At 45.3% G+C, this 22,704-nt stretch carries 19 protein-coding genes; 11 read left to right on the forward strand and 8 right to left on the reverse strand.

Annotated features, from left to right (window positions below):
- The first annotated feature begins 2 nt into the window (after positions 1-2).
- The 3 genes from ACN0QW_RS16150 to ACN0QW_RS16160 all read left to right on the forward strand — a co-directional run bounded on the left by ACN0QW_RS16150 (position 3) and on the right by ACN0QW_RS16160 (position 2,834).
- The gene (locus tag ACN0QW_RS16150; protein ID WP_417432812.1) at positions 3-950 is read left to right on the forward strand and encodes an ABC transporter permease; all 948 of its coding nucleotides are present in this window, start codon (positions 3-5) and stop codon (positions 948-950) included.
- Between the two features lie 67 nt (positions 951-1,017).
- Complete coding sequence (locus ACN0QW_RS16155; protein ID WP_417432814.1) at positions 1,018-1,890, forward strand: ABC transporter permease; 873 nt, start codon at positions 1,018-1,020, stop codon at positions 1,888-1,890.
- Positions 1,891-1,946: 56 nt separating this feature from the next.
- Positions 1,947-2,834, forward strand: a complete 888-nt coding sequence (locus ACN0QW_RS16160) for a DMT family transporter (RefSeq protein WP_417432816.1) — start codon at positions 1,947-1,949, stop codon at positions 2,832-2,834.
- Between the two features lie 76 nt (positions 2,835-2,910).
- On the opposite strand, the gene mdoH is transcribed toward ACN0QW_RS16160, so the two are convergent.
- On the reverse strand, positions 2,911-4,755 hold the full coding sequence (gene mdoH / locus ACN0QW_RS16165; protein WP_417432818.1) for a glucans biosynthesis glucosyltransferase MdoH: 1,845 nt from the start codon (positions 4,753-4,755) through the stop codon (positions 2,911-2,913).
- Between the two features lie 15 nt (positions 4,756-4,770).
- Positions 4,771-6,336, reverse strand: coding sequence for a glucan biosynthesis protein (locus ACN0QW_RS16170; protein WP_417432820.1), 1,566 nt, complete (start codon positions 6,334-6,336; stop codon positions 4,771-4,773).
- Positions 6,337-6,613: 277 nt separating this feature from the next.
- Between ACN0QW_RS16170 and ACN0QW_RS16175 the strand changes: the two genes are divergently transcribed.
- From ACN0QW_RS16175 to ACN0QW_RS16185, 3 genes are all read left to right on the forward strand, one after another.
- Complete coding sequence (locus tag ACN0QW_RS16175) at positions 6,614-7,858, forward strand: OpgC family protein (RefSeq protein ID WP_417432822.1); 1,245 nt, start codon at positions 6,614-6,616, stop codon at positions 7,856-7,858.
- Between the two features lie 27 nt (positions 7,859-7,885).
- On the forward strand, positions 7,886-8,887 hold the full coding sequence (locus ACN0QW_RS16180; protein ID WP_417432824.1) for an alpha/beta hydrolase: 1,002 nt from the start codon (positions 7,886-7,888) through the stop codon (positions 8,885-8,887).
- A 217-nt stretch (positions 8,888-9,104) separates the two neighbouring features.
- Positions 9,105-10,436: an NAD(P)/FAD-dependent oxidoreductase gene (locus ACN0QW_RS16185; RefSeq protein ID WP_417432826.1), complete on the forward strand. Its 1,332-nt coding sequence runs from the start codon at positions 9,105-9,107 to the stop codon at positions 10,434-10,436.
- Positions 10,437-10,442: 6 nt separating this feature from the next.
- Here ACN0QW_RS16185 and ACN0QW_RS16190 read toward each other — a convergent pair whose 3' ends face one another.
- Positions 10,443-11,831 (reverse strand): tetratricopeptide repeat protein, encoded by a 1,389-nt coding sequence (locus ACN0QW_RS16190; RefSeq protein ID WP_417432828.1) that lies wholly within the window; start codon positions 11,829-11,831, stop codon positions 10,443-10,445.
- Between the two features lie 318 nt (positions 11,832-12,149).
- On the opposite strand from ACN0QW_RS16190, the gene ACN0QW_RS16195 reads away from it, so the two are divergent.
- Positions 12,150-13,319, forward strand: coding sequence for a YeeE/YedE family protein (locus ACN0QW_RS16195; protein ID WP_417432830.1), 1,170 nt, complete (start codon positions 12,150-12,152; stop codon positions 13,317-13,319).
- Between the two features lie 148 nt (positions 13,320-13,467).
- Here the strand turns inward: ACN0QW_RS16195 and ACN0QW_RS16200 are convergent, their stop codons facing one another.
- Positions 13,468-14,517 (reverse strand): lipid II:glycine glycyltransferase FemX, encoded by a 1,050-nt coding sequence (locus ACN0QW_RS16200; protein ID WP_417432832.1) that lies wholly within the window; start codon positions 14,515-14,517, stop codon positions 13,468-13,470.
- A 232-nt stretch (positions 14,518-14,749) separates the two neighbouring features.
- Between ACN0QW_RS16200 and ACN0QW_RS16205 the strand changes: the two genes are divergently transcribed.
- Positions 14,750-15,166: a PilZ domain-containing protein gene (locus ACN0QW_RS16205; protein WP_417432834.1), complete on the forward strand. Its 417-nt coding sequence runs from the start codon at positions 14,750-14,752 to the stop codon at positions 15,164-15,166.
- A gap of 122 nt (positions 15,167-15,288) precedes the next feature.
- Here ACN0QW_RS16205 and ACN0QW_RS16210 read toward each other — a convergent pair whose 3' ends face one another.
- Entirely contained in the window at positions 15,289-17,349 is a 2,061-nt protein-coding gene (locus tag ACN0QW_RS16210; protein ID WP_417432836.1) for an ATP-binding protein, read from the reverse strand.
- A 5-nt stretch (positions 17,350-17,354) separates the two neighbouring features.
- Positions 17,355-17,918: a hypothetical protein gene (locus ACN0QW_RS16215; protein WP_417432838.1), complete on the reverse strand. Its 564-nt coding sequence runs from the start codon at positions 17,916-17,918 to the stop codon at positions 17,355-17,357.
- A 522-nt stretch (positions 17,919-18,440) separates the two neighbouring features.
- Between ACN0QW_RS16215 and ACN0QW_RS16220 the strand changes: the two genes are divergently transcribed.
- Both ACN0QW_RS16220 and ACN0QW_RS16225 read left to right on the forward strand, forming a co-directional pair.
- Positions 18,441-19,049 (forward strand): DUF4447 family protein, encoded by a 609-nt coding sequence (locus ACN0QW_RS16220; protein ID WP_417432840.1) that lies wholly within the window; start codon positions 18,441-18,443, stop codon positions 19,047-19,049.
- Positions 19,050-19,078: 29 nt separating this feature from the next.
- Positions 19,079-19,738 (forward strand): alpha-ketoglutarate-dependent dioxygenase AlkB family protein, encoded by a 660-nt coding sequence (locus ACN0QW_RS16225; RefSeq protein WP_417432841.1) that lies wholly within the window; start codon positions 19,079-19,081, stop codon positions 19,736-19,738.
- Between the two features lie 419 nt (positions 19,739-20,157).
- Here the strand turns inward: ACN0QW_RS16225 and ACN0QW_RS16230 are convergent, their stop codons facing one another.
- Complete coding sequence (locus tag ACN0QW_RS16230; protein WP_417432843.1) at positions 20,158-20,538, reverse strand: VOC family protein; 381 nt, start codon at positions 20,536-20,538, stop codon at positions 20,158-20,160.
- A 181-nt stretch (positions 20,539-20,719) separates the two neighbouring features.
- Between ACN0QW_RS16230 and ACN0QW_RS16235 the strand changes: the two genes are divergently transcribed.
- Entirely contained in the window at positions 20,720-21,163 is a 444-nt protein-coding gene (locus tag ACN0QW_RS16235) for a winged helix-turn-helix transcriptional regulator (protein ID WP_417432845.1), read from the forward strand.
- Between the two features lie 203 nt (positions 21,164-21,366).
- Here ACN0QW_RS16235 and ACN0QW_RS16240 read toward each other — a convergent pair whose 3' ends face one another.
- A complete protein-coding gene (locus tag ACN0QW_RS16240) occupies positions 21,367-22,704 on the reverse strand; it encodes a hypothetical protein (RefSeq protein WP_417432847.1) in 1,338 nt (445 codons plus the stop codon).

Here is a 22,704-nt window from a genome sequence, read left to right on the forward strand (position 1 = left end):
CATTGAATAACTTTATACGTGTTGCTGCGATCAAGATCGTCAGTCTGTTACTCGTACTTTTTTGCGTCTCCTTTCTAACATTTTTGTTGTATTATTATGCACCAGGGGACAAAGCGCTGGCCATTGCAAATGCGCGGTATATTGGCGAGGGCAGTGCATCTGCTGAACTTGTGGAGCAGATACGGTTAGAGACAGGTATAGATAGACCCTTATTTGTACAATTCTATTATTGGGCCCAAGATATTATTCAGCTGGATTTTGGCGTTTCATTAATTTCTCAGGAACCTGTCGATGAGATTTTTGTCAGTCAGTTGTGGGAAACAATGGAGTTGGCGTTATCTGCCCTTCTTCTCGGGATGTCCGTTGCAATCCCACTCAGTCTGATTTCAGTTTGGAAACCTAAAAGTTTTATTGATCGTTTTGCGATAGCTCTTTCATCCATAGGGGCAGCGATTCCATCTTATTGGTTAGGTCTTATCTTTATCTTTGTGTTTGCTGCCAACCTGCAATGGCTACCTGCTTATGGCACAGGAAGTCTGGCACACTTGATTTTGCCAGCCTCTACGTTAGGTTTCTGGGTTCTTTCTTCTCAAACTCGCTTGATCCGGTCCTTTTTGCTCGAAGCAAGTACCGCGCCTTTTCTCGAGGCTCTAAAAATCAGGGGTGTTGGCTCAAAAGAGCTGTTTTGCCGTCATATTGTTCGGCATGCTTTTGTTCCCTTTGTAACAATGTTGGGGCTAGAACTGGCTTTCCTATTGGAAGGGGCGGTGATTGTCGAAGTTGTTTTTGCCCGTGGTGGTATTGGTTCCTTATTGGTGCATTCCGTGATGGGCAGGGATTTCCCCATTATTCAATGCATCGTTCTTTTTTCTGCCGTGACTTATGTAACGATAAATAGTGCTGTTGAAATTTTTCAATGGTTTATGAACCCTGTTTCCCAACAAAGATAATTCCCCGGCCAAGATAATAATCTAACAAAGATAATTATCGGGCTAAGATTATAAATTGAGCTATTTCATGAACGTCTCCTCATTTAACCATTCTACCTTTTTTAAAAGTTTTTTTTCATTCTCGCTTCAAACAAAGACTATTCTAAAAAAACACTATTTCATCTTTTCTATCTTTACCCTTTTTGCCGGGGCAATTCTGTTTGGTTTTATCCTGACGCCCTATGATCCCGTAGAAACCGATTTTTTAAATCGTCTTAGTTCACCGAGCTGGCAAAGTTGGTTTGGAACGGATCAGATGGGGCGTGATATTGCGACCCGTATTCTTTACGGTGCGGGGTGGTCTGTGGGGCTGGCATTGATCGTGTCAACCACAGGGGCCGTTATCGGCACAATTGTTGGTTTACTCGCGGGGTCTCTCGGTCGTTTTGTCGATGGTTTTTGTATGCGAGTGACAGATAGCTTTTTTGCATTCCCTGAATTAATTGCTGCAATCGTGATTACAGGTGTTCTGGGGCCGAATACAGTAAATATGGTGATCGCATTAATTCTTGTGAGCTGGATGCGTTTTGCCCGTTTGGTCAGGGCACTGACCGATGATGTGAAACAACGGGACTATGTTCTACAGGCTAAATTAAACAAAATTCCATATATTTTAATATTAACAAGGCATTATATTCCAAATATTGTATTGAGCGTTGTCGTTGTCTGGACTAGTTCGTGGTCCAGAACAATCTTGTCGATATCTGGTTTAAGCTTTCTCGGTTTTGGTGTGCAGCCTCCCCAAGCTGAATGGGGGGCGATGCTTTTGGATGGAAAGCCGTACATGTTGACGGCACCCCATGTCATGGTTTTCCCGGGGCTTGCCGTTTTAATAACAGTTTTAACACTTAATCTTATGGGGGATCACCTACGTGATTATCTTCAATCTTTGGAAAAATAGCCCCATTTTAAAAATAACCTTACTTTAAAAAGATAACTGGGCTTTGGAAAAATAAAATGAGTTCTGATTTTAAAGGCATTTCGTTACGAATAGGTGCCACAATATTTTTTACGATTATGGTCCTTTTCATAAAAATGCTCGCAACAGATTTTCCTGTTGGCCAAACGGTTTTCTTCCGAAGTGCTTTTGCGTTGATACCTCTGGTCATTTTTTTGTTTATGACGGGTGATTTTCCATCAGGGTTAAAAACCAAACGGCCGGGGGGGCACGTCGCACGTTGTCTTTTTGGGTGTGTTGCAATGTTTACTTCATTTGCTTCGCTGAAATACCTGCCAATTGCCGATGCGACCATCATCGGATATTTGGCGCCGATCCTGACGGTTCTATTGGCAAGGCTGGTCCTTGGTGAGGCCGTTTCTGGGGTGCGTTGGGTCGGTGTCGTTTTTGGTTTCGCCGGAATGCTGGTGCTTATTTTACCTCAATTAAATGGTTTCAATGTTGATCAGGGCTATTTGATCGGTGTTGGCTTAGGGTTTGCCACGGCAGGATTTACGGCAATTGCAAAAATTCAAATTCGCAGTTTGGCCCTGACTGAAAACGCAGGGGCAATTGCATTGTATTTTGCTTTGACTTGTACGCTTGCTGGTTTGGCAACTCTTCCCTTTGGATGGCCATCCCCTGATAGTACACAACTAATGCTGCTTATTGGCTCCGGACTTGCTGGTGGTGTGGCACATATTATGATGACTCTGAGCTATCAGTTCAGTGAAGCATCGAAATTGGCGACGTTTGAGTATCTGTCACTGATTTTTGCTGTCTTTTCTGATTTATTTTTCTTCAGTATTATACCGGGATATAATTTCTATATCGCAGGTTGTTTTATTCTGTTTGCTACTGCTTTTGTCGCATTCAAGGATAAAAAGAAGGATATAAAAGCCACCTGATCCAGATATTCCAGCACAAAAAACAGCCCCAATTGATTATCAATTTGGGGTTGTTTTTTTGTGAGGTAAAGGGACTTTATTCGGCAGCTTTAGGGGAAAGTTCTGTTGAGACTAATGAGCTGCTTTCCTGTATGTTTTGTGTAAATATCAACGGTAATTCTTCGGGTGGTCTGGTTTCCTCTGGGATCAGAAGAATACCGTGTCGTTGCAAAAACAAACCAATCTTTTCTTGCCCAAAGGCAACGGCTAATGGAGCACCAAAGATCAGACCGGTTAGGATTGGGGCCAGCCAAAGCAGTAGTTCTGGAGCTTGATTTAGATAAACAGACCCAAGGACCGCAGCGGCAAGCAAGTGTGCCTGATGTTGTTTGAAAGCTTCTTTCCATGGAATACTGCGGCCACTTCTGCTCTGTGCATTCCATTGCACCGTTTTACCCACCAGAAGGGCTGAAATAATGCGAACATGGAATATCATGATAACAGGCGCTGAAATTGCAGAGAAGACCATCTCTAGAATACAACTTATTGTAAGCTTGAATGCCCCACCGTATGCGGATGCATCTTTATAGGCCAGAAAAAGTGCAAGTATTTTTGGCATAAACAGCATACTCATAACAATGATAAACAAAGTTAGAGGAGATGCTGTGTAGGGTGTCAGCATTGACCATTCATAGGGCAGTGGAATAACAGGACTGATCGGCATGGTGCGCTCGGTCACCAAAAAGGCACTCATTAACAGCAGCAGCATCCAGAGATAAGATGATCCGTAGCTCATCGCACCCATAAGCATGTGGATACGGCTTACCTTTTTAAGCCCTTTTTCTGATACAAGACGCATGTGCTGGAAATTACCCTGACACCAACGCTGGTCCCTAATAATGTGATCCAGAATATTGGTTGGCACTTGTTCATAACTGCCTGTGCCTTCGGGGTATATCCAGACGTCTTGTCCTGCACGGCGTAAAAAGGCAGCTTCGACAAAATCATGGCTGAGAATTTCGCCTGATAGGGGGCCTTTACCTGAAAGAATGGGAAGTTCACAGTGCTCCATAAATGGCGCAATTCTAACAATAGCATTATGGCCCCAGTAGTTACCATCATTCATGGTCCAGTAACTAAGGCCGGTTGTGAACAACTCGCCGGTTAATCGGATGTTGAATTGGGTGAGGCGGCCAAACAAGGTTTTTTGTCCCATGGCGCGGGGTAATGCCTGTATCAGACCAGTGTTTGGATTGTTATCCATCATTCTGGTCATGTTCAGGATTGTTTCACCCGACATGATACTGTCTGCATCCAGCACAACCATATAGTCGAAAGAAGCGCCCCAACGATCACAGAAATCTTTGATGTTACCAACTTTACGGTGGGTGTTCTTTTCTCGACGACGATAGTGGAATTTTCCCTGTAGGGCATAACGGTGGAGTAATTCCTGGGCCAATGTTTCTTCTTGAGCCGCAATGGAAAGATCTGTTGTGTCGCTTAAAAGGAAGAATTCAAACGCATTACCGTGTCCCGTTGCCAGCACAGATCGTAGCGTTTGCTCCATTCCCAGAAAAACCAAGTCAGGATCTTCGTTATAGGCGGGCATAACCACGGCGACTTTACCTTTTGGGGCCGCAGTATGGTCCAGATCCCGGGCAATGGGTGCCACAGTTTCAGCAGCATTTGTGTTATGAAAAGCACGAATGATAAAGCCGATAACAGAGGTCCAGAAAGACTGGCTGATCCAAAGAAAGGCAATTGTAGAAAGAAGGACATAAATCCCTTCGAGCAGACTTAATCCGTTTTCGAAAAGGTTGAGTGCCAAGTTTGTACTAAGGGCACCGACGGTCAGGCTGAGCAACAAAAGAAGCAGAGATCTGCGCCGACGCTTTGTAACCGCGACGTCAATCTTGCATGAACTGTTGGTTTTATGGCTCATTAAGTTTATCCAGCCTTAGGCATATCTAGTTGTATAGAGGTAAGTCCAGGTTTCTGTCAGGGCGCGATCGCCAAGCTTCAGATACCCGCGTAAATCACAAGGCTGGTCGTTTTCCGGTTCCATGTTGAACTCGACACGCCACAGCTTGTTTTCTGTATTTTTAAAGGTTTTTACGTCGTATATATTTCCTGCCTGACACTCGAATATGGCTTCAATAGAGCTATCAGCTGGTAGATCACCCAGTTCAGTACTTTCAAATTCCACAACAAAAAAACGGGCTTGAGCACTGTGCCCATAGGAAAATCCTGCTCTGTTGGCGGGGCCTTCACGGGTACTCATTGATTTCCCTGCGGGCGGCCATTGCTCTGATTCCAGATAGCTGGTCAATCGATAGCCGTATTGTAACGAACTGCCAGCCTTCATTTGTTTATCAGAAACCCAATAGGCGACAATGTTGTCTGTCGTTTCCAGATCCGAAGGAATTTCAACCAGTTCTACATGTCCGTGACCCCAGTTTTGTTTGGGTTCTATCCAGATGCTCGGGCGTTTTTGGTATCGAGATTCCAGATCACCATAATGATTAAAATCTTTATCACGCTGTGAAAGGCCAAAGCCATTCGTATTTTCACCTACGAAAGCAGAAATAGTGACGTTTTTACGTCGGGCTAATGGACGCCAGATCCATTCGTCAGAAGATGTGCAGACCATCAGACCATCGGAATCATGCACTTCAGGTCTGTAATCATCCAGACCCTTTGTGTTTTCACCAAATAGGAACATGCTTGTTAAAGGTGCCAGACCAAGTTTTTTGATGTCTTTGCGGGCAAAAAGAGAAACATCAATATCAACAACAGTGTCTTTGCCCGGTTGGATTGTGAAACGATAAGCACCGGATACACTTGGACTATCCATCAGTGCCATAATGACGAGGTCATTTTTATCAGAGTCTTTGGTTGGTTTTTCTAGCCAAAACTCTTTGAATAGGGGGAATTCTTCGCCTGCCGGATCTGCTGTATCTATTGCCAACCCTCTAATCGAAAGACCGTATTGCTGTCCTTGGCCTAAAACGCGAAAATAGTTGGACCCAAGGAAAGAGATCAGTTCATCATAATATTCGCTGTTGAGCTGGTGATGAACCCGAAAACCCGCAAAGTGCAGGTCTTCCATATCTGATGATGCTGGCTGTTTGCCTTCGTACCAGAACATACCGGGCTGGATAGTTTGATCTTTTTCTTTGCCGCTTTCCTGTAGGTTGATATCAACCGTATCGTGGAACCAGGGGCCGCCGGGGTGGAAAAACTGTAGCTGATAGGGGCCGTCATCATTCCAAAGTGGTTTGTTCGGGTTATAGTAAATCTTGGAAAATTCTTCGACGGACATACTTTTCCAGAAATCACTTATGGTGCTTTCGGGTTTGCTGTAGGCCGTTTGCGATAAAATCTGTGCTTTTTCTATGACATCGTCATAACGGGTAACGTCCTTGGCAGTGGTGTTACTGGCAAAAGGACGCGAAATAACACTGGGAATTAACCCTGTGGTAGAGAGCGCTATGGATGAAAGAAGGAATTTTCTACGGTTCATTGTGCAATGATTCAAGTTTGAATTAATACAGAGGAAGTCGCTGAAATGTAATCGTTTTTCAAGGGATATTTCTGTGTCATTGCATTTTGTTTACCTTATTATGATTTGTGCCTCTCCATAACAGATTGGTTTGTTGTAAGCTTTCCCAAAGTGAAGGGACATACAATCCTCATCACAAGTTCGCGAACAGGGTTTACTGTACCTGTGGTTGATTAGGTATCATTTTCAATATAGAGACCTCTTTTTACGAATTATGAATCGGCCGGATAAAGAGCGCATGTACAAAGCGAATGAGCTACCAACAGAAAACAAGTTAAGTCCCACAGCTCAAACTGCCCAAACTATTGGGTCTGTTAAAAAAGAGCGTGACCCACGACTGGATTTTTTCCGGGGTGTGGCCATGCTGATTATCTTTGTCGCTCATGTGCCCAGTAATTTTTGGGCAAAGTTCATCCCAGCACGATTTGGGCCCAGTGATGCGGCTGAAATGTTTGTTTTCTGTTCGGGGTTTGCAGCGGCAATTGCCTTTGGTGGTACTTTTCGCCGATCCGGTTTTCTTATGGGAACCATGCGCATTGTAATTCGTTGTGTTCAGCTATATGTGGCGCATTTGGGCTTGTTCTTTGTTTTGGCGACGGTCTGTGCTGTCGCAACAGCTTATTTTGTTGATTTTAACTATATTACCAAATTAAACCTTCCTTATTTCTTCGATAATACGACCGAAGCTCTTGGTGCCTTGTTCACCTTGACCTATGTTCCGAATTTTTTCGATATCATGCCCATGTATATTGGGGTTTTGGCGCTTGTTCCTGTGGTAATTCTTATTGCGCGCGTTCACCCCTATTTGGTCCCTGTTTTCTCAATCGCTTTATACGCGGCAAGTTGGCAGTGGCAGCTTGAATTCCCCGCAGAACCTTTTTCAGATCGTCCGTGGTTTTTCAATCCGTTGACGTGGCAGTTACTGTTTTTCACGGGCTTTGCCATATCTGCGGGCTGGATCAAGGCGCCACCACCAAACAAATGGTTGCTCATTGTCTGTATAATTTTTGTGTTAGCACTGGTTCCGATCAGTAACTGGCCGATTATGCGGGCGATACCAGAGCTGAAAGAAATCCGCACCGAACTGATATTCGGGTTCAAGAAAACCAACTTTGGGCTTTTACGCTGGTTACACTTTTTAGCCCTAGCCTATATTTGCGTGACCTTGCTGAAAGGGCGGGAACAGATCTTGAGGCATCGCTATTTCAAGCCGTTGATCAAATGCGGACAACAAGCTTTGCCCGTTTTCCTCTTGGGCATGACCTTGTCATGGATAGGCGGTATTGTTCTGGATCAGATCGGTCGCGATGCCTTGGCTCTAACCATTGTGAATCTCTCTGGAATGTCTATTCTCATTGGCTATGCATACCTGATGGGGTGGGTAAAATCATCCCCGTGGCGACAGGCTCCAAATAAGCCAATCCAGTTAGAGACAAAACCAGAAACTGATTTGAACAGGACTGTGGCTCAGCCTGCAGAATAATCAAAAATTTCGTTGATCGGGAGACACTTGCGTAACGCACTTAAATTACTCTTTGCAGGGATTGGAACCATCTGTTTTGGGCTGTTGTGGTCCTTAACAGCCTTTGCGCAAGGTCTCGTGATTAAGGATCAAAACGTTGTTCTGCCTAGCTTCAAAGATCCGTTAAAATATTCGCTTTACCTTCCTAAAAAATATTGTGTTAATAATCGCTTATACCCCGTTCTTTATCTTTTACATGGGTACGGTGGGTCCCATGAAGACTGGTTGAAAGCCGGGCAGGTTGCTAAGACATTGGATCGTTTGATCGCTGATCAAGTGATTAATCCCATGGTGGTAGTTATGCCCGCGGCGGGGAAGTCATGGTATCTCAACTCAGCTAAGCATGGGTCCTTTCAATCCGGCCTTGGACAAGAGCTTCTTGTGGTGATGGAAGACCTTCTTGCTAACAAAGTTTCCAAAGAAAAACGCGCCATTGCCGGACTGTCCATGGGCGGCTACGGGGCCCTAAAATTTGCCTTTGAAACGCCGGAAGACTATGTCGCGGTTGCTGCTTTAAGCCCAGCAATTTTCCCGAATACTGAAAGCGCTGATAACTTTAAACCGGTTCAGATAAAGCTTTTTGCCGGTGCCTATGGCGATCCTTTTTCTATTGAGACATTTAACCGAGAAAATGTGTTCACCGCACTGGAAAAGGCTAAGCCTGAAAGCTTTCCTCATACGTATCTGACGGTTGGGGATGATGACTGGTTTGGCCTCTACGAAGGCACCTTTGCGCTTTATAAAGAACTCAAGAGCAGGAAGCTTCCATCCGAGTTACGGATAACCAATGGTAATCACACATGGAAGCTATGGCGGGACGAAATTGAACAGGCATTGGTTTTTATAGATAGCAAGTTTAAAGCCGAAAAATCAGAAAAAACCCAAAAGCTTCTAAAGGAAACTCGTGATGATACTGCGGGGTTAAATTCAGAAAACAATAATATCATCCCGGCAGCGACAGCAGACAGAAACTCTTTTTTGTGTTCTTAAGGTAAAGTGCCTGATTGCAGGGGGAAGTGAATCTTATGATTTTACCAACCGTTTTATACTGTTCTACGTTGGTCGATTTTTCCCGGTATTAGAATAACACCAAGGATATAAATTCAGTAACTATTCCTGTCGGGAAAGTTAAACGGTTTTCGCTGTTCTTAGTTCGTGTTTAAGTTTATAGATTCATTGGGTTTTGTTAACGGGTGCGCTTATTCCAATGATTTTAAATGAAAACTCTCCAATTACTTTTAACGATCAAATTCCGAAACATGTTGATGTCGTCGTTATTGGCGCAGGCATTATAGGTATCTCTATCGCTTATTTTCTAGCGAAGCAGGGAAAGAAAGTTCTGGTTTGCGAAAAGGGGCGGGTAGCAGGCGAGCAATCCAGTCGTAACTGGGGGTGGGTGCGCCAACAAGGGCGTCATAGCTCTGAATTGCCCATTATGAAAGAAAGCCTGCGTATATGGCAGGGACTGGCAGAGGAAATTGGCGAAGACCTTGGTTTTCGACAATGTGGTTGTCTTTATCTTGCCGAAACTGATGTTATGGAGCAAGAAAACGAGGATTGGCTTGATATAGCCCGCCAGCACAATCTGGATACGAAGCTGTTAGGTGCGCGGGAAGTACAATCCCTGTTAGGTCAGGAAAACAAGTATTGGAAGAGTGCGATTTATACTGCCTCTGATGGCCGGGCAGAACCCTTGATTGCTGTTCCGCGGCTTGCCTCTGCAGCACAAGGTCTGGGTGTGAAAATTATTGAAAATTGCGCCGTTCGTTCCTTGGATGTCATGGCGGGAAAACTGTCTGGTGTCTATACAGAGCTAGGGCGTGTAAACGTTACTCAAGTTGTATCAGCAGCGGGCGCATGGTCTTCTCTTTTTGCGAGCATCCATAATATATCCCTTCCTCAACTGAAAGTTAAGGGCACCGTTGCGCGGACGGAACCTGTCACAGGTTTTTTCGAAGGAAATGCGGTATCAGAAAATATTGCTTTTCGTAAAAGAACAGATGGGGGATATAGCATTGCCCTTGCGGATCAAACATCGCATTCAATTTCACCCGATAGTTTTAGGTATTTATCCAAATTTTTACCTTTGATGAAAAAATCTTATCGGGATGTTTCTTTACGGTTTGACCGATCTTTTTTTAATGAAGTCGGTCATCGGGTTAAAACTAATCCGGCTAAGATATCGCCATTTGAACAAAACAGAGTTCTGAACCCCAAACCTGATGAAAACATTCTTAAACAAATGCGCGAAGCTCTAAAGTCCCATATGCCTGAATTGGCAAATGCCGCTTTTGTAGAGAGTTGGGCGGGTATGATCGAGACCACGCCAGATGTTTTACCAATTGTTTCGCAAGCTGATTACATAGATGGTTTTTATATGGTTTCAGGCTTGAGTGGCCATGGCTTTGGTATTGGTCCGGGAATGGGCAAGATTGTTGCTGATCTGATATGTGGGCGACCCATAGAATATGATCTAAGCCGTTTTAGACTTGATCGGTTTCACGATGGATCACCCATTGAACTAAGTATGTCTGCTTAATCAAATTTAGGAAACCAACTCGATATTCTGTATTGTATTCGCAGTTTCTCGTGGTGTTTTTTCTGCTTTTGCAGTTCCCGGGATTTTTGTCAGCCTCTTTAAGGCCCAAGGGTTTTCCGGGCGTTGTTTCAGTCGGGTGTCGAGAAGGTCTTTGGCTGTTGAGTATCGCTCTGCCCTGATCGATGCATCAATCAGGAGCCTATGGAAGACATCGCGCTGGGCGTGGCTGCCACCGATTTGTTGCAAGTCATCAAAGACAGGTAACAGATGATCAACGCACTGCGCATCATTTCCGGTCTTGCAGGCATGAATGGCTTTTGCCAATGGCATGCCATAGTTGCGAAAGATTTCCTGTGCTGTTCCTTCACCCTTTGCTTTTTCCCGCATAGTTTCGATAAAGGCATCGGCTGCTTTGGTGTTCCCGCTGCTCAGGATCGCGAGAAGGTAGTGCGCATCGGCGAAGGCTAGGCTGTGGTCATTGACGTGGTTGGCGGATAGCTTCGCTATTTCTTCCCAGCGATTGCCGACGTTGACGCCCTCTAACTCTAGACGATAGAGCAGGGAGACTGCGTTGCTGATATCACGGAAATCATCGGTATGATCCTTACGGATGTAGCAATCATACAGGCGCAACACTTCATCCTTTTGCCCCAGTTCCAGATGGAATAACGCTTTGTGCCAATGCATGTGGTACGAGAAGTTGTTACAGTTCTCCCACTCGTTTTGGTACTGTTTCAGCCAATTAATACCTTCGGACGGACGGTTGGACATTTCCAGAACATGGCCAACGGCGTGAGTGCCCCATGCATCGTTCGGGGCGATTTCTACACCGCGCTTGCCGGTTTTTTCTGCTTCTGCATAAGATCCGGTTTCTTCCAGACCAAAGCTGTGACAGCCCAGAATGAAGCCGTAATCGCGCACGTCTTCGTTCCATGCGTTCATGATTTTCGTGGTCGAGGCCCGCATACCGTGGTTTTGCCCACGAATAAATTGACAGGCGTGGGTGATCTTTACGCTGAGGGCATCAAGGGGATAATCATCAAGCAAGGCATCAAGTTTGACGATTGCTTTGTCGAGGTTGCCGTAACACCATTCTTCCAGAGCAGTTAGCAGCTCGCTTTCGCGGTGGTTTGCACCGCGTTCTCTGACCGATAGCTTTGCTTTGAACAGGGATTCCAGCGCAACGGGGTCTGTTTCGACCTTGGCCAGCATTTTGTAGAAAAAGCCCTTGGCAATCAACGCCAGAACCATTTGCGGATCGGCGACCAGTGTCAGGCCGAGAGCGTCGGGTGCTTTCTTTGAATGGGCGAGAAAGAGGGAGACTGTATTGTCAAAGTGATCAACGGCGTTTTGATTCAAAGCTGTTACTGCGTGTCCACGACAATCAAACAACACGGGGTGCCTCCATAGCAATTTTCATACGGCGATTTTTAAATTCTTAAATTCCATATGGCATGCATTGGGGCGTAATTTCCAGTGCTCAAAAGATGTCAAACCTTAGCGTTTTAGGTGGTTGTGATCACCGTGATAAGGCACGCGCTGTCCCAAAGTAGCAGAATAGCTTTGCTTTTTGTCTCTGTACTCAAGCACAGTTCACAGGCCGGACACAGCCTTCTGACAAAATTGTGAAAGGAAAAGAGTTATTGGATGGGTATTATAGGTTCGAAATCTACTACGAAATTTGACAAAACAGCCCATCAAACGGACCCTTTAATGCAAGTGCAATCAAGTTACATACTCTTCTCAAGTAGATATTTGCCACTGGTAATTTCTTTGCTGTCGCTTGTTGTGTTGTATTTCTATATGGGCCAACGGCCAGCCATCGCGACGGGGCTGGGCATTGCCTTGGGCATTAGCCTCTATCACGCGGCGTTCGGTTTTACCTCGGCGTGGCGACGTTTTTTGATTGAGGGCTGGGGTGCAGGGCTCAAGGCGCAGATTGTCATGCTTGCCGTTGCGGTCACACTTTTCTTTCCGGTACTCGATAGCGGCACTATTCTGGGGCACAGGGCATCGGGTTTTGTGGCGCCGGCAGGAACGGGTGTTGTGGTCGGTGCCTTTGTTTTTGGCATCGGCATGCAAATCGCGGGTGGTTGTGCCAGTGGTACGCTCTTTACCGTAGGGGGTGGCAGTGTCCGCATGGTGGTGACGCTGATCACCTTTATGTTGGGGTCGGTTATTGCAACGGTGCATCTGCCGTTTTGGCATACACTGCCCAAGTGGAAAGCGATTTCCATGGTGAGTCTCTGGGGGTGGGAACAGGCTTTGATTCTGCATCTGTTTGTCTTTGCCTTGCTCTATCTCTTTGTCCGCAGGGTCGAAAACAGAAATCTTCTGATGACAGAATCAGGGGGGACGTCCAAAACACCTTTATTCCAACGGATAACCCAAGGTCCGTGGCCGCTTGTGCTCGGCGCGGTGGCATTGGCTCTGTTGAACTTCGCGATGCTGGCGTTGCTGGGGCACCCGTGGGGGATTACATCTGGTATTACGCTGTGGGGCGGCAAGATGGTGTCTTTCTTTGGCGCGGATCTGTCCGATATTCCTTATTGGTCGGGCCGGATGGCGGCTCTTGATAGATCCCTGTTTAAAAGCGATGCCTCTGCTACCAACATCGGTATTGTCGCCGGGGCCATGAGCGCGGCGGTTCTTGCCGGAAAGTTTGGCAAATCGCAGAACGTCACCACCAAAGGTATTCTTACGGCCCTGATCGGCGGTTTGATGTTAGGCTACGGTGCCCGCTTGGCCTATGGCTGTAACATTGGTGCCTTCTTCAGCGGTGTAGCATCGGGCAGTGTGCACGGCTGGGTCTGGCTCTTTGCAGCTCTTGCCGGGAATATGATCGGCGTCCGCATCCGAAAAGCTTATAGTTACTCTACTTAACTCCTGTTTTGCGTTGTTTCATCGTTCGTGTAGGTCGCCTACACGTCTCTCTTCACGCCTTGAACAGAAATCGACTATAGCAACTATTGAACAGGTAAATGGCTATGAAGGAAGCAAAATACTCATAAAGAGAAGTGGCTCTCGCCACCTAGTTGTAGCTGCCGACGAGGGTGAAAGGGGTGCCGCCGAGGCCTTTTTTGAAGTAGGTCACGCCCTTGGCATCATCGGGATTAATCCCGCCGAGGTCGAGCCATTTGACGTCGCGTTTTTTTAGCTCCAACAAGGCATTCCACAGTAGGTAATTGTGCGCACGGGCATCGCGCCCTTCTTGCGAATTCCAGCCCACCAGATAGGTTGCACTGCCTTCGTGCAGAAACAATAGGATGGCTCCGACGGCTTCTCTGTTGTGCTCCCCATTCGGTCCATCTTGTAGTGCCCGCATCAACAGGAATTCACCACGGTCTTTTGTAAAGCGTTTTAGGTGTGCGACCAACGCGGGGCTTGGCCCTTTGAATTCTTTGAGGATCTTATCCATCTCGCTGAGTTTCAACAGCCAGTTCAGGTGTTTGCCCTCTGTGTCTAAATCAAGCGAGAGGTTTTTCTTCTCGGATTGATTAAGGGTATTGCGCCAGTTCTGTTTCAGGTTCGCGCGTAAGGCTTCTTCGGGCTGAGTCAGATCCAGCCAGATAGATGAATAGCCATCGGTCTGAATTCGGTTGAGGCCAAATTTCGCCAACAAAGCACGGTTTGCTTCGGTATCCGGCATTTCGGGCAGGAAGTATCTAAACCGCCAGGGACGCGATGGGTAGCGTTTTTGAATTTCCGCCCAGAAAAATTCATGAACCTCTTGCGGAAGATCGGGTTCCAGCCACAGTGGCCCGCGATAGAGCCGAACCTTGTGAAAGACGCCGAGTAATCGCTGTTCCAGTACCTGACAGATACCGACAATACGACCTTGCCAATAAATCGTTGCAAACTTGCCAACCAGACGTTCAGTTACCAAGACGGCTTGTGCATAGGGCCAGCTTTGCAACAGGTTTGATTGCTCTGCCTTGCGCACAAGGTCCCGCCATTGGCGTACGGAAACGTCATTCCATTTGATAGCTAATAGATTTGCGTCCGGTGATGAACTAGATGCTTTGGCGACTGGCTTGGTCTTCTTTTGTGACGTTAATTTTTTTTGCGATTTTTGAGGCATATAAGAGCTGTTGTTCGCTAATTTTTTTTATGAATCATCTATTATCCATAATGCTTTATCTATGGCTTTGTAAATGATTTCCCGATATATTCGTGCTATTCTTACATAAGTTCAACAACCATAGTTATTAAACCTAGTTTTTACTTAAGACGTGTAAGTGACCTACACGAACGATGAAACAACGATAAGGAAGAGTTAGGTTGGATCACTATCAAAAGGGATACAAGGTTTTATGGCGAAGGTAGTAGCGGTTTATAACAAAGAAAGAAGACGCGATCATCGCCGTGCAGTGAACCTTGCCGCAAAACTAAGTGGTATAGAAGCTCTTCTCAAGGGTGTCCGCGTAACCATTAACGATATTAGCCCCGGTGGTGTCGGCATCAAAGGCGAAGAAACCGACCTTGAAGAATACGGCGATATGGACGTTATCGTTGACGACGGCGAAAAGCTGGATATCGAAGGACTAGGCTTGAAAGTTGGTGATATTGTCAGCCTCGAAATTTTGCTGAAAAAAGCTGATCCCTTTTTGATCGATATCGAAATCCGCCGCGCGGATACTGACCACGGCAAACTCGGCGCCCGTTTTATCGACATCGGTAACAAAGACTTTAATACGCTGGAAAAGATCGTTCTGGGACGGTTGAGGTAAGTTTGTTGGGCACGAAAATTTCCTCCACATATATTGGTCACCCTTGAGCACCAAGTGTTAGGATAGAGAGGTTTTCTGGCCCCTCAAGCTTTCTCGCAACCGGAAGAATTTAAGGGAAGAATTTAAGAATTTACAATCTTATCCCGATTGTTCCGTCGCCTTTCAACAGGGTGATTTTTGGTAAGCGTGTCTGCTAATTGTTGTTCTGTAAAAGGCTTCGTCAAAACATCAACCATGCCAGCTTTCATAAACTCAATATGACGGTCAGCAAAGGCTTCTGCTGTTAACCCTATAATGGGTAAATCTTTTCCAATTTCAGTTTTAAGGATGGTTTTCGTTGCATTGATGCCATTCATCTCTGGCATATGGATATCCATAAGGATTAAATCTGCCCAGTTATCCTTTGCTGCATCTACAGCAAGAAGGCCGTTTTCCACATGCCTTACAGAATGTCCGAACTTCGTTAAAAATGTTTTTGCGATAAGCGCGTTAACAGCATTGTCTTCTGCAAGTATAATGTTGAGAGGAGGTAGGTCCGGCTGCTCGTTGTTTTGTGCCCGTAACAACACCTGGGAAATTTCTTCTTCTGTTGCAGCTTGAAATGGAATGCTGGTTATAAATTTAGTTCCTTCACCCCGATTATTTTTCGCTTTAATCGTTCCCCCCATGAGTTCGGATATTTGTTTAACAATAGACAGCCCCAAGCCTGTACCCCCGTATTTACGGGTTATTGTGTTATCCTCTTGCGTAAAAGCATCAAAAATTGCATCACAGCGGTCGGGGGCAATTCCGATACCTGTATCTTTAACTGTAAAATATAATAAATAATCCTTTGGAACAGGAACGATATTCTGCATCTTCTCTTTATCAGATATAACTTCTATATCTAAGCTTACGCGCCCCTGATCAGTAAACTTGATAGCGTTACTTAATAAATTCCATAAAATTTGACGTAGCCTTACAGCGTCTCCCTTTAAGACTAGATCTGAGTCTCCGTCAGAATGCACGGCTAATTCCAAGCCTTTTTCGTCAGCCAAGCTTTGGAAAGGTGTGGTGATTGTTGAAACTAATGTCGATAAAGAAAATGGGTGTTCTTCCAGTTCCAGCCCCCCGGCTTCGATTTTGCTCATATCAAGAACATCATTGATAATTGCCAAGAGTGTCTGTCCCGATGAGAGGATGGTGGTTACTTTGTTCGATTGGTCGCGGTTGAGGTCAGTATCCTGTAAAAGCTGTGCCAGTCCTAGTACACCGTTCAAGGGAGTTCGTATTTCGTGGCTCATTGTTGCCAGAAAGTTCGATTTGGCAACATTGGCTTCGTCTGCTTCAATTTTAGAGATTTCTAACGCCTTTTCGGCATTCTGTCTTTCAACCAAATGTGTATCAAGAGAATCAATAAACTGGTTAACAGCATCTATGAAGAGGCCGAGTTCATCCTTGCTTCTTCCCGTAATTTCCAGACGGTTAATTCCGGGTGCCTTGGGGTTAATTTCCCGAATTCTTGAGGTCATAGTCGCTAAGGGTAAAAGGAGGCGATAACGTAGAAACCATACGAGGAGGACGATAATCAGAATAAAGGAACCTCCGGTTAGGAAAGTCGAAAAGGTGATGTGGTTTGTCAGCGAGTTGATTTCATCGGACACATAAGTTGTTTTATTTTGCCGTTGTGTGGCCAGTGTTTCTGTTAAAATTAGTAATGAGTTGATGGCAGGTGTGTCATCAACGGCAACTTGATCGTCAACCAGGGAAATAGACTGGCCAGAGTTGATCAATAATTCGGCATGGGTAATTGCGCTGAGGTATTCGCGTAACATTTGCTCAATATTATTAAGCGCAGTTTCCTCTTCTTTAGAAATATTCATGAGCCTGTAGGCGCTTATGATAATTTTTGCTTCAAGCATCGACCTGTGAGACGTGAGGAGATATTTCTTATCGTGACGGAGCAGGTAGTTTTTGAAGTTATGTATCATCCCGCCATAGCCAATTGTGCCACGAAGGGTAGAAAGATACGCCTGTTTCTGTACGATACTGCTCTCATTCTTATTCCATGAGCTATCTAGGTCATTGATATCACGTATTAAGGTCCAGTTATGGATCAGTGTAATCACCACAGATAGGGCCAGAAAGAAGAGTAGATATTTCCCAAGTTGACTGATCGTGAGGATTTTCATCGGATTATTCATTGAGCTTAATCCTTAACGATCAGCGGGGTGTTGTTTGAACGGGCAGTAATTGCGTCAATACGCCGGATGGCAAGATCAACCAGCCCAAATACATCACTGGGCGTTTTTTCTATGATATTGTTTTCTTTGAAAAAAGAGCTTATTTCAATTGGGGAAGATGATTTGTAAAGAATACTTTCAGACATGTTGATCAAGGCTTGGCCTGAATGCAGATAGACTTGACTGGGCGTAATCTCTTTATTTTTACTGCTAAGAAGATTAGACAGGCTGTGATCTAACAGGGTATCTGATCTTACGCTTTTTGGTGCTTCATCAAGATGATCCAATTTTTCTTGAAATAGTTTGACCCGTTTTAAAACATGTGCAGGAATTTTGCCGGAAAAAGCTTTGGGTTGCATATCTTGCAGTTGTTCAAGCCATACTTGGTCATCAGAATAGAGCGTGGCAAACGTGAGAACGGCCCTGTTCATGTTAGACCAAAGATCATAAACAAGGCTGGGTTTCAAACCAAGTTCGACTGTCTGTTCAGCGCCTTGCGCAGTTGTCGTAACGGGTGAGATTGAAGCCAAGACAAGTATGATTTTAAACAAAGAGAAAATGAAGATTTTCTTTAAAATTCCGATGTCTCCCTGAGTTTGAAATTTAGTGAGTTTGAAATTTAGCGTTGATTATCTAAGTCATTCTTTAAGTTTATATTAAAAATAATCTGCCGCTACGAGTTTAATCGCCCATAAGATGGTTTTTTATGCAAGCATAGCCTCTATGACGCCAAGCCGCCTTAATTGGTCGCACTTCGCAGCGGTTTAACACTTGCGCTGGTGCTTCCGAAGGTACTGGCTTTGTCACTGACGATAACCCGAAGTAATGCACACAAATCCGTTTTTTTAAATCGATTTGAACAGTCACGCAAAATTTGCCAAAATTCTTTTGAAATAATATGTTCATAATCTGTCAGATCATGCTACATAGGCGTCAGAACAATCAGGCCTTATACCATCCCACACCTTCAACACGGATGAGGCCTACTAACTTTATTGCTATTGCTGTTCATGTTGTTTTAGCAATACCCTTACAAAACAGGACGTTATAAATTGTCAATACTTACACCAGATCAAATGGACGATATCATTTTTGGAATGGGCATGACCCATCGCGAGGCCGCCGGCGTTCTCAGAGTCCCGGCAAGGGATCTTTTCAGCTGGGTACAGGGAAAGTCCGAAATCCCTGATGAAAAAGCTACAGAACTGCTCAAGCTCGAAGAAATGATTGAGGATTATGCCGAAGACATTCTGGCGACCGTCGACGATATCGTCGAAGAAAAAGGTAAGCCTGAAAGTGTTCCCGTTATACGTTATCTCGGCAACAAAGTGTTCAAAGAGTGGAACCCGGGATTCTATAAAATATTCCGCTATCACAAGCTGTACAGCACGGTAATCACCCGCGCACGTATAGAGCTTAATAGGGAAGACATCACGTTGGTTCCCGTCACGTTTGATCCCGAGAGTTATCAAGACTTCCTTGGTGAAAAAGAAGATAGCGAAGCCAACCGTCTTGCTTGGGCCGAAGCTATGACTGCCGAAGCTATGAGTACAAAAACTGCCGAGACAAAGGCTGCGAAGAAAGAAGTTCCGGCAGAAGAATCTCCCGAAGAAGATACTGGCGCAGAAGAGATTGACCCAGAAGAGACTGACGAAGAATAGACCGCCAATTCTTAAGTCTGTTAAGGTAAGTGGGGGAGGGTAGATTGCCGGATACATCAAATACGCCGGATACTCCAGATACGTCGGAAATCCTAGATACTCTAGATACTAGGGTAATTCACTATCCTGCCCCACAAGCCGATATCTCATGCTTTCCAGAGGCCTATTCGGCTGCTGAAAGCGCAGAGATTTTTGAACAGCTGAAAGCCGATCTGGATTGGCAGCAAGCGCATATCTCTCTCCATGGCCGGACCGTACCGATCCCCCGTTTACAGCAATGGTACGGAGAGTCGGACTATACCTATTCGCGTCTGTACATGCCCGCAAGGCCGATGACGCCTTTGCTGTTAAGCCTCAAGCAACGGGTGGAAGACTTAACCGGGTTTACCTATAACAGCGCGCTTTGTAATCTCTACCGTCACGAGCGAGACAGCGTCGCGTGGCATGCGGATGATGAAGAAGAATTGGGCACAAATCCGGCCATTGCCTCGCTCAGTTTTGGTGGTGATCGGATTTTTCAATTCAAGCCAAAATCAGGCGAGACCCTGCCGTTCGATATCAACCTGAAAGCGGGCAACCTGTTATTGATGAAGGGCGAAACCCAGCACTACTGGCTCCACCAGATCCCCAAGACCAACAAACCAACAGGCGAGCGTATCTGTCTCACCTTCCGGATGACCTATTCCTGATCAGGGCAAACGTCACAGACTTTAAGGCGCAGATTTAAAGATGCAGATTTAAAGGTAATGTCTTATGTGGGGGAGCTTCTTGGGCAAAAAAACGCCAATGGAGAATTGCCTCGTAATGAAAATTGCCTCGTGATGAAAATTGTCTTGGCTGAAAACGCTCTGTGGTAGAGGCATCCTTTTTAATCGACACTGAAATCCATTGCACCGATGCTGACCGGGGCAAACACTGCGCCTGCTTAGTGAACATCGGCACCAAATTAAAACACTGGAAAAGATCGTTCTGGGGCGGTGGTTGAGGGAGGGAATTGTTTGGTGCACCAGAAGCAGGCATTAATCGGACCTGCTGCAACAGTCTAAATAACAAACCTCAAACAACACCCGCTCAAAAAACGAGTATAAAGAACGAACCCCAAGGCATATCAGCCCGCAGCCCCTGATAAATCTTCCGCAAGCATCAGCGCATTGTTGTCGGGGTCATAGAACGTCGCCGTTTTGACCATGCTTTCAACCACGTCTGTTGGGCCGTCAAACCGTACCCCGGCATCTTCCATCTTGCTCCGTGCGCTATCAAGGTCTGCGATGCCGAACACAGGAACACAGTTTCCCGGTGCCGGTTTTGTGTGCTCGCCAAGGCCGATTGTTACGTTTTGTGTGTTGGTTTTAATCTCTGACCAACCCGCTTCATCCATATGGTACATAACCTCAAACCCGAGCATTTCCTTGTACCAATCCGCACTTTTGTGACGGTCTGTGACCGACATGGCAATTGTGATGGTTTCATTCAATTTTACGAGCGACATAGCTTTTCCTTTACGGGGCTCTTCTTTTACGGGGTTTTCCCTTTAGGGGCTTTCTTCTATTCTCAAAATATAGTAACTATACTTTATGGACATAAATGCATTTGTCAACATCACATCACGCGCATGGTCACTGCCCATCCTTGCAAAGCTTCACGCTGGCATAGCGGGGCGGCAAGCCCCCTTGCTGAGTGCAACGGGCGCAAGCAGAACCGCCTTCGCACAGAGCATGGCGCATCTGATCAATATTGGCCTGTTGGAACGCAACCCCGGCCACGGCCACCCCCTGCGCCCGGAATTCCGCCTGACCCCGCTGGGCCAATCCGCAGCCGAAATGGCGCATAAAGTTCTGGATGTATCGGAAGAAAAAGAACAGGACTTGATACGCAGATCCTGGACCTTGCCCGTGCTGGCAACCCTGCAAAAACCAAGTCAGTTCAGCGAGATCAAGCGCAACCTATCAACCATCACAGACCGCGCCCTGTCCCAGTCCCTGCGCCGCATGGAAGACCGAAAGTGGATCCACCGACGCGTTGAAGACGCCACCCGACCGCCAATGCCCATCTATCACCCCATCAATACCGGGGCGATGATCAGTACCGTGACAAGCGGTGTGATTTTTGGGTGATGAGAGAAACGGAGTTTTTTGATCGAACATCAAAGATCACCGCTTTGATTCTAATTAAGGCAACCTCGGCGCCAGCTTAGTGAACACTAGTATTAAAGACTTTTATATGCTGGAGAAGTTTTTTAGAACGGCAAAGGTAACTCTATTGTGAAGAAACTTTATATAATCGCAAGTGTGGTTAAGAGTATATTTTTTCTAATACGTTATTTTTCGTCAAATAAATCTCTTTGCCTATTGCGGGATAATTTTTCTACCGCACGACGCGCACGGTCTAATAGGTATATTACTTCTTGAATTTTCTCTTGGTTATCAGGAGATGTTGTGTCTCGTTTTCCCTGTGCCAATTCATTGTTGACTGCGCCTCCTGTCTTAAAGCGACCGCTTACATTGCCAAGTAGGTTAACGGTCATGCTTGTTGTCTGAACCGTTCTAAAAAGATGCGCCGATTTTGATTCACTACGGAACATTTTTAGTTCTTCAATCGCTATATCCTCCCTAATAGGAACGAATATATTTGTATTAGAACACATGTCGCGAACGACACGACGTCCAAGACAATTGCCAACAGTCAAAGCATCATTTCCATTTTGGAGAGATGACACTACACCGAACCATAGGGCTGCTGCAGGCAGCTTGGGTAATACGTCATCTAGAAGAGATAGCTGTGCAAATGACCCGTTTCCGATCATTGATATTATAGTACCTGCGAGGAATTCTCTTGTAAGTAAATCTGAAGAGGAATCAAAAAGTTCGGGAAGAACATTCCGCACTATGCGTACTCTTTCTTCTCTAGAACGACTTAAGCCAGCAACATTTTTAGCAAGGTTAGGGAACTCTTTCATAAATGAAGATAGGTATTCTTGACTAGAGGCATTGGTTAACAAGGCGTGTTTCAGAGCTTGGACAATTTTTTTACGGGAGCCACGAGGTTTACGAGCGTTTTTTTCGGTTATTACTTCTGAAATAATTTCCCAAATTTCCGTTATTTTTTGTGGGTTTAAGAAAAGATTACTAGAATCTTCTAGTTCGCGTGCTGTCTGCCATCGGTCAGAGATGTCACTAATTCTCTCTGAAGTATAACCTTGCCAAACAGCTTCAATGAGAGATGCGGACAGGGTCGCTTGAACTGCAGAAACAGATATTTTTTCGATTGCTTTTAATCGCGCACGTGATTGAGTGTAAACCTCGGCTATTGCAACACCAATTAAACATTCAAATTGTAAACTCATTCCCTGCTGATATGGGGGTGCGTTCAATAACTCAGGCAATAATTCAAATGGGACAACTTTGAAAAACGCTGAAAAAGGTGTGAAACCTTTCACATAGGTTCCTACAAAAGCATAGAAGTCAGAAATTTTATCTTGAGGTATAGAAATTATTGGTTGGTTTGAAGTGGGAAATTTCGGGTCATCATATATCAGTGCAATATTATTTTCTATGTTTTGGCGCATTTTGTTTGCGGTTAAGCGTACAGGTTTTGGCGAAGGCTTTCCGCCGAGCCAATCTAAAAAGCTCTCTCTATCTAACAAGCAAATTAGCAT

It is taken from the genome of Kiloniella sp. (assembly GCF_048259265.1).
Lineage (GTDB): Bacteria > Pseudomonadota > Alphaproteobacteria > Kiloniellales > Kiloniellaceae > Kiloniella.